Raw genomic sequence first — 12,523 nt, forward strand, 5'->3', positions numbered from 1 at the left:
AAAGGCTAATGCAAATGTAGGAACAGACCATTAAGGAGGAGAAAGGATGATCAAGGAAGCAATCTATAAGTTAACCTGTAAGGAAGACCTGCCCTATGAAACTGCGGAGAGTGTTATGGATGAAATCATGAGCGGTGAAGCATCGGATATCCACATCGGAGCTTATCTGACAGCTCTTCGTATGAAAGGGGAAACCATTGAAGAAATTACTGCAAGTGCAGCCGGGATGAGAAAACACTGTGTCAGGCTTCTTCACAATATGGATGTATTGGAGATTGTAGGAACCGGAGGAGATGAAGCCTTTACCTTTAATATCTCCACCACTTCAGCCCTTGTAGTATCAGCGGCAGGAATACCGGTCGCTAAACACGGAAACCGTAGTGTTTCCAGTAAATGCGGTGCGGCAGATGTTTTAGAAGCCCTGGGGGTCAACATTATGATAAGCCCTGCAAAAAACGCAGAAATTCTCTCGGAGATCGGAATCTGTTTTATGTTTGCGCAGACCTATCATACTGCTATGAAATATGTGGCCCCTGTCAGAAGGGAGCTGGGAATACGCACAATTTTTAATATTCTAGGACCGCTTTCCAATCCTGCAGGTGCGAATATGCAGCTTCTTGGAGTCTTTGATGAGAAGCTGGTAGAACCTCTTGCACAGGTATTAAATAAGCTTGGTGTGAAACGGGCGATGGTAGTACATGGCAGAGATGGAATAGATGAGATATCCTTAAGTGCACCGACCTATTGCTGTGAAATCAGGGATGGAAAGCTTACCACCTATGTATTGGAACCGGAGCAGTTCGGACTAAATAAATGTAAAAAAGAGGACCTGGTAGGCGGAGGTCCGTCAGAAAATGCAGAAATTGCAAAGGCAATTCTGGCAGGTGAAAAGGGACCGAAGCGAGATGCAGTAGTCTTAAATACTGCCGCATGTATCTATATTGTAAAGGATAATATCAGCTTTAAGGAAGCGGTGAAGCTGGCGGAAGATACCATTGACAGCGGTAAGGCAATGAGGCAGCTGGAGGAATTTATAAGCCTCTCAAACAATTAGACAGAGGAGACAGGAATATGATTCTGGACAACATTGTAGCAGCAACAAAAATAAGGGTAGAAAAGGATAAGGAAAGAGTCTCTTTTGAAGTGATGCAAAAGGAGGCACTTAAGCTGCCTGTAGATACCGGTTTTCCATTTGAAGCAGCATTAAGAACAGAGGATATAACATTTATTTGTGAAGTGAAAAAAGCCTCCCCTTCTAAAGGTGTCATGGCAGAAGATTTCCCTTATGCAGACATTGCAAAAGAATATGAAAAAGCTGGTGCAGGCTGTATATCAGTATTAACGGAACCGGATTTTTTTCTTGGCAGTGATAATTACTTAACTGAAATAAGAAAAGTGGTATCCATACCCCTTTTAAGAAAAGATTTTATTGTGGATGCCTACCAGATATATCAGGCGAAAACCCTTGGTGCAGATGCAATCCTGTTGATATGTGCCATTTTAAGTCAGAAAGAACTGGAAGAATATCTTAACCTAAGCCGTGAACTGGGGCTTTCTGCGCTGGTGGAAGCACACGATGAAGCAGAGGTTTTTATGGCGGTAAAGGCACGAGCTGCTATTATTGGCGTTAACAACAGAGATTTAAAGACCTTTGAGGTAGATATCAGAACCAGTGAAAAACTAAGAAAACTAGTGCCTGAGAATATCCTTTTTGTTGCAGAAAGCGGAATTAAGACCGCTGATGATATGAAAGTATTAAAGGAAGCTGGTGTAAATGGTGTTCTTATTGGCGAGACTTTTATGAAAAGCTGCGATAAAAAAGCTGCGCTGGCTGAACTTAGAGGGGATATCTAATGACAAAGGTTAAGATCTGCGGTTTGCGGAGAGAGGAAGACATTCAGATAGTAAATAAATATCTTCCGGATTACATCGGATTTGTATTCGCTGACAGTAAACGGAAAATCACAAGGGAAGAAGCTCATAGGTTGAAAAGTAAGTTGGATGAGAGAATTCTTTCTGTTGGAGTATTTGTCAATGCTCCTATTGAGGAAATTGCAGCTTTGGTTAAAGCTGAGATAATCAATGGCATTCAACTTCATGGAGATGAGGATGAGAATTACATGAATACTCTGCGAAGTAGGATAAAGGAAGCTGTACCAATTATAAAAGCACTTAGAGCGACTAAGGAAGAGGATATTAACAATGGCCGAAAGTTACCGGCAGATTATTTTCTTCTTGATACTTATTCTGCTGAACATTACGGCGGTATAGGAAAAACCTTTGACTGGAATATAGTACCGGAGGATTTTGGGAGATTTTATCTGGCTGGTGGATTGAATAGCTGTAATGTAACCAAGGCTATTGAAATGCTGCATCCCTATTGTGTGGATATTAGCAGCGGAGTGGAAACAAAAGGTTATAAAAATGAAAAAAAGGTAATGGAATTTATTGCAGCAGTACGGGCAAGCAGGTAGAACTGAAAATTAAAGAAATAACCGGGCTATAGAATTGTATTTAGAGGCAGTATAATTAGAGATATAATATAGCAGTGGAACATAATTGCTTACAAAAAATAAAAACAGAAAATAGAAACTGTATTAAAGTATATAAGATATATTTAAGAAAAAGCAGGTGTATCTGATGTTTGTATATATAAAGTTGCAAACTCATTATATACAAATTGCTTAGTTGAAAGAATTGTAGTTGAAAGAATTGTAATAGAATGAAATATAAAAGAAAGAAAATATAAGAAAATATAACAGAAAGAAAATAAAATAGAAAGGATACCGCAATTTAGTTTACAGCTTTAAAAAGCGGCAGATGCGTCCTTAGTTTTGTTACAACGAACGGTTAAAGGCGTATCAGGGTAGAACAATGAAAAAAGGCAGATTTGGTGAGTTCGGAGGTCAGTATGTTCCGGAAACTCTTATGAATGCAGTAGCAGAGGTGGAAAAAGCCTATGAATATTATAAAAATGATCCGGGTTATGTGTCAGAGCTGGAGACATTATACCGTGAATATGCAGGAAGGCCGTCAAGGCTATATTATGCAGAAAAGATGACAAAAGATCTGGGTGGTGCAAAGATATATCTGAAAAGAGAGGATTTGAATCATACCGGTTCCCATAAGATCAATAATGTATTAGGGCAGGTGCTTCTTGCAAAAAAAATGGGTAAGACCAGGGTTATTGCAGAAACAGGAGCCGGGCAGCATGGTGTGGCAACAGCAACGGCAGCAGCACTTATGGGACTTGAATGTGATATTTTTATGGGCAAGGAAGACACGGACAGACAGGTATTGAATGTATACCGAATGGAACTCTTAGGAGCCAGGGTACATCCTGTGACCAGCGGTACCCAGACCTTAAAGGATGCTGTAAATGAGACCATGAGGGAATGGACCAGAAGGGTAGACGACACTCTGTATGTTCTTGGCTCAGTAATGGGTCCTCATCCCTTTCCTACAATAGTAAGGGACTTTCAGAAAATCATAGGCAGGGAGATCAAGAGCCAGCTCAAGGAAAAGGAGGGCAGGCTTCCGTATGCGGTAATCGCCTGTGTTGGCGGCGGCAGCAATGCTATGGGTGCCTTCTATGAATTCATAGAAGATTCTGAAGTTCAGCTCATTGGATGTGAGGCTGCCGGTCTTGGTGTTGACAACCCTAAGAATGCGGCGACGATTGCAAACGGTACGGAAGGGATCTTCCATGGCATGAAGTCTATCTTTTGTCAGGATGAAGACGGACAGATAGCGCCGGTTTACTCCATATCCGCCGGCCTTGACTATCCTGGAATCGGTCCGGAGCATGCCATGCTTTATAAGACAGGAAGAGCCTCCTATGTACCTGTTACAGATGAAGAGGCGGTTAAAGCTTTTGAATATCTGTCACGGACAGAAGGAATTATTCCTGCCATTGAAAGTGCACATGCTGTTGCCTATGCAAGAAAATTAGCACCGAAAATGGACAAGGAGAAAATAATAGTAATCAATATATCCGGACGTGGTGATAAGGATGTAGCTGCAATCGCAAGATACAGGGGGGTAAATATTCATGAGTAGAATTCAGAATGCATTTAAGCAGGGAAAAGCATTTATCAGTTTTGTAACAGGAGGAGATCCTGACCTGGAAACCACAGAAAAATTAATTGTTGCAATGGAAGCAGCAGGAGCAGACCTTATAGAAATTGGAATTCCTTTCTCTGATCCAATTGCGGAAGGCGCAGTTATTCAGGAAGCAAACGAAAGAGCATTATCTGCAGGTTGTACCACGGATAAGCTCTTTGATATGGTAAAAGGAGTAAGAGGAAAGGTAAGTGTACCGCTGGTTTATCTGACTTATATCAATCCAATTTATACCTATGGTAAGGACAGATTCTTTAAAAGGTGTGTGGAATGCGGTATAGATGGAATTATTGTTCCGGATCTGCCCTTTGAAGAGAAGGAAGAGCTGGAAGTGGATTGTTTAAAATATGGAGTGGATTTGATTTCCCTGATTGCCCCCACCTCTAATGACCGAATCCGTATGATAGCAGAACAGGCAACAGGCTTCATTTACTGTGTTTCTTCTATGGGGGTAACAGGTGTAAGGTCGGAAATCAAGACTGATATCAGCTCCATGATTTCCATGGTACGCGAGGTAACCTCTACACCCTGCGCCGTAGGCTTTGGAATCTCAACACCTGACCAGGCAAGGGAATTTGCAGCTGTCTCTGATGGAGCTATTGTTGGCAGTGCAATTGTGAAAATCATTTCACAATATGGTAAGGACAGCATAAAACCTGTAGCTGATTATGTCAGGGAGATGAAAGAAGCAGTGAGGAAAGCTTAAAATACATGGCTTTACGATTACAGGTAACTGTAATTTTTATGAACATATAACGAATGATTGGTAACATATTTTTAAAAGTATAATGCGAGGAAATTGCTAAAAGGAGGGAAAACAAGTCCCTCTTTTTTTTGCTACCACTTATAAAATAAAAGTGGTTGGGTAATATGAAAATACTAAATTCTTAAATAAGGGTTTGGTTTTGAAAAAAGGTTTTAGGCAATAAAGCCTGTTGAATTTTGTTTTTGCGTATAAGCATATGGCAAATATTATAAATAATCAGAAGGAAAAACAAAGAAAAGCAACGTTATGAACATAATTTTCGGTAATCTGTATGGATTTCTCTACATTTTTATTGAAGAATGCCTAAAAGTGTTATAAGGTAATAATGGAGACTGGTATTAGAAATATTACAACGGGGAAAGATTTTGGAGGTTTATTATGTTTGAAGTATTACTGGTGGATGATGAGGCTTTGGTTCGTGACGCCATAAGTACCAACATGAAATGGGAAGAGCTTGGGTATCATTTGGCTGGAACCTGTAAGAATGGCAAGGAAGCAATGGAATTTCTAGCAATACATAAGGTTGAATTGGTAATAACGGATATCTGCATGCCTTTTGTTGACGGACTGGAGCTTGCCAGATATATCTACGAAAAGCATACAGATACCAGGACGATTATATTAAGCGGATATAATGAATTTGAATATGCAAAGACGGCGGTTAAGTACCAGGTGGTAGAATATGTACTTAAGCCTGTTACGGTAGCTGAGTTAAATGAGATTCTCTTAAGAGTAAAAGAAACAATCAGTGAAGAACGAAAGAAGAAAGAGAGTCTTCACAAACTTACGGATTCTTATCAGAAGAATCTTCCAATATTACGTTCCAGATATTTAAACCAACTGGTCAAGGGGATGCATAAACAACAGCCGGAGGAGAAACTCCATGAGAAGCTAAGGGAGCTGCACCGGGATATCAGCGGTGAATGCTATATGATTGCCCTTATGGTAGCAGAGCATACGGAAGACTTTCTTAACTCTATGCCGGAAGCTGCCGGGGATCTGCCGGAATTTATTCTTTTCAATATATTGGAAGAGATGACTTCTGCAGACGATAAACTACTGGTATTTCAGGATTTGCAGAACAATACGACCCTTCTTATGTCAGGCATTTCAGAAGTATTCCTATTGGAGAAGCTGCAAAAAGTATATGATGACAGTAAAGGGATGATGAAGGAGTATTTTGGGTTAGGGGTAACACTGGGAATCGGTAGTCCCGTCAATCTGCTTTATAAGGTACATAAATCCTACGAAGGAGCAGTGAATGCACTGGAATATCGATTTCTATATGGGCAGGACAGAGTACTTTTTATCAAAGATTTTGTAGAAATGGATCAGGTCAGAAATATTGAAATTAGTGATGATATCAGAAAACTTACTCTGGCAGTTAAGCTGAACAGTAAAGCTGAAATTGCTGAAAGCCTGAAAGAGATTGTATCCAGATTGCGAAAACTGGTTCTGTCTTCTGCCAGGATATATATCTGCGTGCAGAACATTATGGTGGCTCTGAATAATCTGGTGGACAGTTTGAATCTTACCGACGAGGAAATTACCGAACGGCAGAATAATCTTTTAAGACTTTTGTACACCATGAAAACCCTTGAGGAGGTGGAGAAGCTCCTTTGTGAGTATTGTTATTATATCGGAGAGATTTTAGCAGAACAAAGGGATAGCTTCAGCAAGAAGCAGGCGATTATTGCGGTAGAATATATTGAAGAACATTATATGGATGAAGACTTAACCCTGCAGTCCATGTGCAGTGATCTTGCAATCAGCATGAGTTATTTCAGTACCATTTTTAAACGCTACACCGGTGAAACGTTTATCGAAGCCTTAACCAAGCGGAGAATGAAAGCTGCCAGGGAGCTCCTTTCCAATACTACACTGAAGGTATATGAAATTGCAGAGAAGGCAGGTTATGCAGATCCCCATTACTTTGCCATAACCTTTAAAAAGATTACCGGCCTGACACCGAAGGAGTACGCAAGAAAGGAAGGAAGACTACATGTTTAAGCCTGACACAGAAGCACTGCTTGGGAAAAGGTTTGGCAGATTGCTGCAGCCCTTTAAGAGTATCCGGATGAATATGATATTCTTATTTTCCCTGCTGATTCTGTGTGCGGTGTTTTTGTTTCTTGGAATCTCTTTGAATGTTACCAGAAAGGCAGTTATTGAGAATTCCACAGAATATACAAAACAAGTAATCGGACAGGTGAATGCAGATATTGATGCCTATATCAGCTACATGGAAAATATCTCAACCTTGCTGGTGACTAATATGGATGTAAGGGAGTATCTGTCGACAGCACCCTATAGTGAAAAGGATACAGAATTATATTCCAGGATGCTGTCACAATTTGAAACGATCCTTAGTATGAGAGAAGATATTTATAACATTGTTGTCTACGGTGAAAATGATAAATTTGCCTTAAATCATGGTACCCAAATGCTCAACCGCAATGTGGACATCAAGGAAATGACCTGGTATAAGAAAGCCATAGAAGGCAATGGCAGACGTGTATTATCCTCTTCCCATGTTCAAAATGTTATTTCTGATGATTACAAATGGGTTGTAACCTTAAGTAAAGCAATCCGCACAAAAGAAACCGGAAAGATTCTCGGTGCACTGCTGGTAGATCTGAATTACAGTTCTATTACAAAGCTTTGCCAGAATATTAAAATGGGAAACAAAGGATATATCTTCCTTATTGACAGTCAGGGAGAGATTATCTATCATCCGAAGCAGCAGCTTATTTATACCGGGCTTAGAAAAGAAAAAATCGGAGAAATCCTCACCTGCAAAAAAGATCACTTCATAACAACTGTAGAAGGTGAAGAAAAGCTCTATACCATGTCTACTTCTGAAAAGACCGGGTGGACTGTAGTGGGAGTGGCAAATATTAATGAATTGTTTCCAGGCAGACAGGCCACCCAGAGTATTTATCTGGAAAGCGCTCTGATGTTACTATTGGGAGCTCTTATAATAGCAGTACTTTTCTCAAATAAGCTGACAAGACCAATCACGGATTTAAGGAATTCCATGAAGGAAGTAGAAAAAGGAAGCTTTGATAAAGTGCCTCGAAAGGATTGGGGGGACGGAGAGATTGGAATGCTTCATAAGTCCTTCTATGCCATGACCGATGAGCTCCAGAACCTTATGAAGGATAAGAGCAGAAGCCAGAAGGAAAAGTATAAGCTGGAGCTCAGAGCCTTACAGGCCCAGATAAATCCTCACTTCCTATATAATACCCTGGATTCTATCGTATGGATGGGGGAGGGAGGAAATAATAAAGAAGTGGTAATAATGACGGCAACCCTTGCTAAGCTGCTGCGGCAGAGTATCAGTAATGAAGTGGAATTTGTCACCATAGAGAATGAAGTGGATTATGCCAGAAGTTATCTTATCATCCAGAAAATGCGTTACAGAGATCAACTATCCTTTGAAATCGAGGTTGATCCGATGATATACTCCTGCCGCATGGTAAAGTTAATTCTTCAGCCCCTGGTGGAGAATGCCATTTATCATGGCATTAAATACAGGGAAACAAAAGGAACGGTAATAATACGTGGAGAAGAAACCATGGATGGTATCCTTTTACAGGTTATTGATAATGGAATCGGTATGGAGGAAGATACCTTAAAGCACATATTTGATAAAAAGGATAAGTCCGGTAAGAGTAACGGAGTAGCCGTGGAAAATGTTAATCGCAGGTTGAAGCTTTATTATGGTGAGAAATACGGCTTACAGTATGAAAGTACTCCCGGTATCGGTACTACTGTAAGCATTTATCTGCCGAAAGTGGAGGGGGGTGTACCGGATGAAGAGTTTTGAAATAACGAATAAGAAGAAAAAGTTCTTTCAATACCCTCGGATAATTGCTTTGATAATACTGTTTCTGTGTAGCGGAATCTTTCTTTACAAGATAATGCTGCACAAAGAAAAGCCGATGGAAATTATCTGTATTGTTAAGAGTCTTGATGAGAATAATGGTTTCTGGCAGTCTGTTATGGAGGGGGCTAACTTAGCTGCAATGGAATACAATGCGCAGATTGTTATCTGGGGAGCTGAGAAGGAGGATGATTACAGCACCCAGAACCAATTAATCGAAGAAGCGATTAATAGAAAACCCGGAGCCATTGTCCTGGCTGCAGCCGATTATATCAAAACCGTTGATTCTGCCAAAGCAGTGATTGCTAACAATATAAGGCTTGTGCTCATAGACTCAACTGTCCAGGGGGATTTTGCTGACGCAGTGATAGCAACGGATAATTATAAAGCTGGAATCCGTATGGGTGCCCTGATGAAGCGGCTGTTAAAAGATGGTAAGGAAATAGGGATTATCAGTCATGTAAAAGGAACCTCCACAGCCATTGACCGTGAAAACGGCATAAGAATGGGACTTACAGATGACAAAGATAAGATTGCAGAGATAACTTACTGCGATTCCGACACGGAAAAGGCCAAGGAACTAACAAAGGAAATGGTTAAGAAGCATCCTGATATATCAGTAATTGCTGGTTTGAACCAGTATGCATCAGTCGGAGCCGGAGCAGCTATTAAAGAAATGGGACTGGAGAAATCAATCAAAGTCATTGGTTTTGATAATGCTACCGAACAGATAAAATATCTGGAGGAAGGAATATATGAAGCGATTGTAATTCAGAAATCCTTCAATATGGGATACCTTGGTGTGGAAAGTGCGATTAAGCTTATAAAAGGTGAAAAGACAGACAGGGTTATAGATTCCGGTTCCACTTTAATCACAAAAGATAATATGTATACCAGCTTAAATCAAAAGCTGTTATTCCCTTTTGATTAATTACTCATAATTCTCTCTTTAGGACGCAGAGTTATTTCGTACAGTTTCTAAAAAAATGAATAATATCAATAGTATAAAAAGGTTAAAATCTTAGGAAAGTAAGATTTTAACCTTTTTATATAGAATTCTCTATTAAAATGTTCCCGGAAAGAAAATATAATGTGCTTACAGAAGCAAAAACAAAAGAACAGAAAGCATATTGGAAGGTGAATGTATGGAGAAAGTATTAATTTCCATGGAAAGAATCGATAAAGCCTTTTCCGGCGTCAGCGCTTTAAGAGGAGCGAACCTCGAAGTCCGGGCAGGAGAGGTTCATGCACTTATGGGTGAGAATGGCGCTGGGAAATCAACCCTGATGAAGATTCTGACAGGAATCCACGCAAAGGATGCTGGAATTGTCAGGTTCGAGGGCAGGGAGATAGAATTTAAGAATCCGAAAGAAGCACAGGATGCTGGTATTGTAATCGTTCATCAGGAGCTTAATATGATGAACCATCTTACCGTTGCTCAGAACCTGTTCATTGGCAAAGAAAATACCAAAGGCAGATTTATTGATGATAAAGAAAATAACAGACAGGCGCAGATACTTTTTGAGAAATTAAATATTTCCATTAATCCCAAGGAGACTATGGGGAATCTCACCGTAGGAAAACAGCAGATGGTAGAAATAGCAAAAGCGATTTCAGCAGAGTCCAAAGTCATTGTCTTTGATGAGCCTACAGCCGCCCTGACAGATACAGAGATAACAGAACTCTTTAAGATCATCAGGGAATTAAGGGAAAAAGGTCTTGGGATTGTATATATATCACATCGAATGGATGAAATCAAGCAAATAACCGACCGGGTAACCATTATGAGAGATGGTGAGTATGTAGACACCCTGATTTCAGATAAGTGTACGAAAGATGATATCATAAGCCGGATGGTAGGCAGGGTTATCTATGAAGACCCCAAAGAAACCAGCAATGTAGCTAATGATGCACCTGTGGTACTTAAGGTGAAGAACCTGAATGCCGGTAAAATGGTACGGGACGTAAGCTTTTCGTTAAGAAAAGGTGAAATACTTGGTATTGCCGGTCTTATGGGCTCAGGAAGAACGGAAACCGCAAGGGCATTATTTGGAGCAGACCCAATAGACAGCGGAGAAATCTACATAAAGGGACAGAAAGTTACTATTAATAATCCCTGTGATGCAGTAAAAGCCGGAATCGGATATTTATCAGAGGACCGTAAACGATACGGAATTATTGTAGAAAAGACGGTTGCAGATAATTCTGTTATGGCAGCACTGGAGAAATACTGTTCCGGACAGTTTATTCATGACAGAAGAATCCGAAAGGATGCTCAAAAGTATGTAGAAATGCTTAAGACGAAAACACCTTCCGTGGAACAGCTGGTAGTTAATCTTTCAGGGGGTAACCAGCAAAAGGTGGTAATAGCCAAATGGCTGCTAAAAGACAGTGAAATACTTATCTTTGATGAACCGACCAGAGGAATTGATGTAGGAGCCAAAAGCGAAATCTATGCGCTCATGAACAATCTGGTAAATCAGGGTAAATCCATTATAATGATCTCCTCTGAATTACCTGAAATCCTCCGTATGAGCGATCGTATACTGGTTATGTGTGAAGGAAGAATAGCCGGAGAGTTCATGATAGAAGAGGCCAGCCAGGAGAAAATTATGCATGCTGCAACTTTAAGAAAAGAAAGGAATCAGTAAATTATGAAACCAACAGAGAAAAAAGAAATCAATTCCTTTAAATCTATCATTAAACATATAGGAACACAGAAATTAATTGCAGTACTTGCTTTAATAGTAATATATATCTTTTTCGCCATATTCAGCCAGCCCTTTCGAAGCTCCAATACATTGATCAGTATCTTCGATTCTTCATATTATATAGGTTTTCTGGCAATCGGTGTTACATTTGTCATCATAACCGGTGGTATTGATCTGTCCATCGGTACGGTAATGGTATGTTCAGCCTTAATGGGAGGAGTTCTTTATGAGCTTGGCCTGCCTCTTCCTTTGGCCTTAATCGCCATTGTATTAATTGGAGCAGCTTTCGGATTGGTTAACGGTCTCATGGTATCTGTCTTAAAGCTTCCGGCTTTTATTGCAACCCTTGGTACCATGATGGTAACCAGAGGCCTTGGCTCTATCATAACAGGTACAAAGAGTATTACCTTTCCGCTAAGAACCAATGAAGACGGCTGGTATAAATCCTTATTCCGTACCGGACCCATAGGAGGTCTTGAAACTGGATTCCCTTCAGGTTTTCTGTTACTTATAGGAGCAGCTGTAATCATGGCTGTAATACTTACGAAAACAAAAACAGGTCGATACATACTGGCTCTGGGCAGTAACAAAGAAGCTACCAGATTATCCGGTGTAAACATCATGAAGTGGGAGACCATTGCCTATGTAATCAGTGGTACCTTTGCGGGAATTGCAGCAGTATCTTATGTAGCTATTTATTCAACCGTACAGCCGGGAACAGGTAATGGCTTTGAACTGGATGCCATTGCAGGTGTTGTAATCGGCGGAACCTCACTGGCAGGTGGTGTTGGTTCTGTTGCAGGAACATTGATCGGTGTATTTATTATGAGCGTGCTCAAGGTTGGACTTCCCTTTATCGGATTACAGCCTCACTATCAGCTGTTTATAACCGGTATCGTATTAATAATAGCTGTATATGCAGATGTTCGCAACCGAATAAAGAAAAAGACCAGATAGTGTTATTCATACTATAGTCCGCCTCTGACGGTGTGAAAAGCAGGCTAAAACCAAAAGATAGAAAACTATGACTTACATGAA

The 12,523-nt window shown here is 40.3% G+C and carries 10 protein-coding genes; all 10 read left to right on the forward strand.

The features are described from left to right. The first annotated feature begins 46 nt into the window (after positions 1–46). The 10 genes from trpD (at position 47) to BR73_RS0114800 (ending at position 12,442) form a co-directional block, all read left to right on the forward strand. Entirely contained in the window at positions 47–1,054 is a 1,008-nt protein-coding gene (trpD, locus tag BR73_RS0114755) for an anthranilate phosphoribosyltransferase (protein WP_033166158.1), read from the forward strand. A gap of 17 nt (positions 1,055–1,071) precedes the next feature. Further along, positions 1,072–1,854 (forward strand): indole-3-glycerol phosphate synthase TrpC, encoded by a 783-nt coding sequence (gene trpC, locus BR73_RS29150; protein ID WP_033166159.1) that lies wholly within the window; start codon positions 1,072–1,074, stop codon positions 1,852–1,854. Next, positions 1,854–2,474 carry a phosphoribosylanthranilate isomerase gene (locus BR73_RS29155; protein ID WP_033166160.1) on the forward strand — a complete coding sequence of 207 codons (621 nt, stop codon included), beginning with the start codon at positions 1,854–1,856 and terminating at the stop codon, positions 2,472–2,474. The genes trpC and BR73_RS29155 overlap by 1 nt, the downstream gene beginning before the upstream one ends. Positions 2,475–2,874: 400 nt before the next feature. Beyond that, positions 2,875–4,059: a tryptophan synthase subunit beta gene (gene trpB, locus BR73_RS0114770; protein ID WP_033166161.1), complete on the forward strand. Its 1,185-nt coding sequence runs from the start codon at positions 2,875–2,877 to the stop codon at positions 4,057–4,059. Continuing rightward, a complete protein-coding gene (gene trpA, locus BR73_RS0114775; RefSeq protein ID WP_033166162.1) occupies positions 4,052–4,828 on the forward strand; it encodes a tryptophan synthase subunit alpha in 777 nt (258 codons plus the stop codon). The genes trpB and trpA overlap by 8 nt, the downstream gene beginning before the upstream one ends. Before the next feature lie 438 nt (positions 4,829–5,266). Next, entirely contained in the window at positions 5,267–6,898 is a 1,632-nt protein-coding gene (locus tag BR73_RS0114780; protein WP_033166163.1) for a response regulator, read from the forward strand. Then, a complete protein-coding gene (locus tag BR73_RS0114785) occupies positions 6,891–8,717 on the forward strand; it encodes a sensor histidine kinase (protein WP_081848669.1) in 1,827 nt (608 codons plus the stop codon). The genes BR73_RS0114780 and BR73_RS0114785 overlap by 8 nt, the downstream gene beginning before the upstream one ends. Continuing rightward, positions 8,704–9,705, forward strand: a complete 1,002-nt coding sequence (locus tag BR73_RS0114790; RefSeq protein WP_033166164.1) for a substrate-binding domain-containing protein — start codon at positions 8,704–8,706, stop codon at positions 9,703–9,705. The genes BR73_RS0114785 and BR73_RS0114790 overlap by 14 nt, the downstream gene beginning before the upstream one ends. A gap of 214 nt (positions 9,706–9,919) precedes the next feature. Then, positions 9,920–11,425: a sugar ABC transporter ATP-binding protein gene (locus BR73_RS0114795; RefSeq protein ID WP_033166165.1), complete on the forward strand. Its 1,506-nt coding sequence runs from the start codon at positions 9,920–9,922 to the stop codon at positions 11,423–11,425. 3 nt (positions 11,426–11,428) lie between these two features. After that, positions 11,429–12,442, forward strand: coding sequence for an ABC transporter permease (locus BR73_RS0114800; RefSeq protein ID WP_081848670.1), 1,014 nt, complete (start codon positions 11,429–11,431; stop codon positions 12,440–12,442). Positions 12,443–12,523 lie beyond the last annotated feature (81 nt).

This window comes from Clostridium sp. KNHs205 (assembly GCF_000702945.1).
Taxonomy (GTDB): Bacteria; Bacillota; Clostridia; order Lachnospirales; family Lachnospiraceae; genus Anaerocolumna.

Bases quoted from the DNA above. Each gene is read 5' to 3' on its own strand.
- trpD (WP_033166158.1), top strand. From the start codon at position 47: ATGATCAAGGAAGCAATCTATAAGTTAACCTGTAAGGAAGACCTGCCC.
- trpC (WP_033166159.1), top strand. From the start codon at position 1,072: ATGATTCTGGACAACATTGTAGCAGCAACAAAAATAAGGGTAGAAAAG.
- BR73_RS29155 (WP_033166160.1), top strand. From the start codon at position 1,854: ATGACAAAGGTTAAGATCTGCGGTTTGCGGAGAGAGGAAGACATTCAG.
- trpB (WP_033166161.1), top strand. From the start codon at position 2,875: ATGAAAAAAGGCAGATTTGGTGAGTTCGGAGGTCAGTATGTTCCGGAA.
- trpA (WP_033166162.1), top strand. From the start codon at position 4,052: ATGAGTAGAATTCAGAATGCATTTAAGCAGGGAAAAGCATTTATCAGT.
- BR73_RS0114780 (WP_033166163.1), top strand. From the start codon at position 5,267: ATGTTTGAAGTATTACTGGTGGATGATGAGGCTTTGGTTCGTGACGCC.
- BR73_RS0114785 (WP_081848669.1), top strand. From the start codon at position 6,891: ATGTTTAAGCCTGACACAGAAGCACTGCTTGGGAAAAGGTTTGGCAGA.
- BR73_RS0114790 (WP_033166164.1), top strand. From the start codon at position 8,704: ATGAAGAGTTTTGAAATAACGAATAAGAAGAAAAAGTTCTTTCAATAC.
- BR73_RS0114795 (WP_033166165.1), top strand. From the start codon at position 9,920: ATGGAGAAAGTATTAATTTCCATGGAAAGAATCGATAAAGCCTTTTCC.
- BR73_RS0114800 (WP_081848670.1), top strand. From the start codon at position 11,429: ATGAAACCAACAGAGAAAAAAGAAATCAATTCCTTTAAATCTATCATT.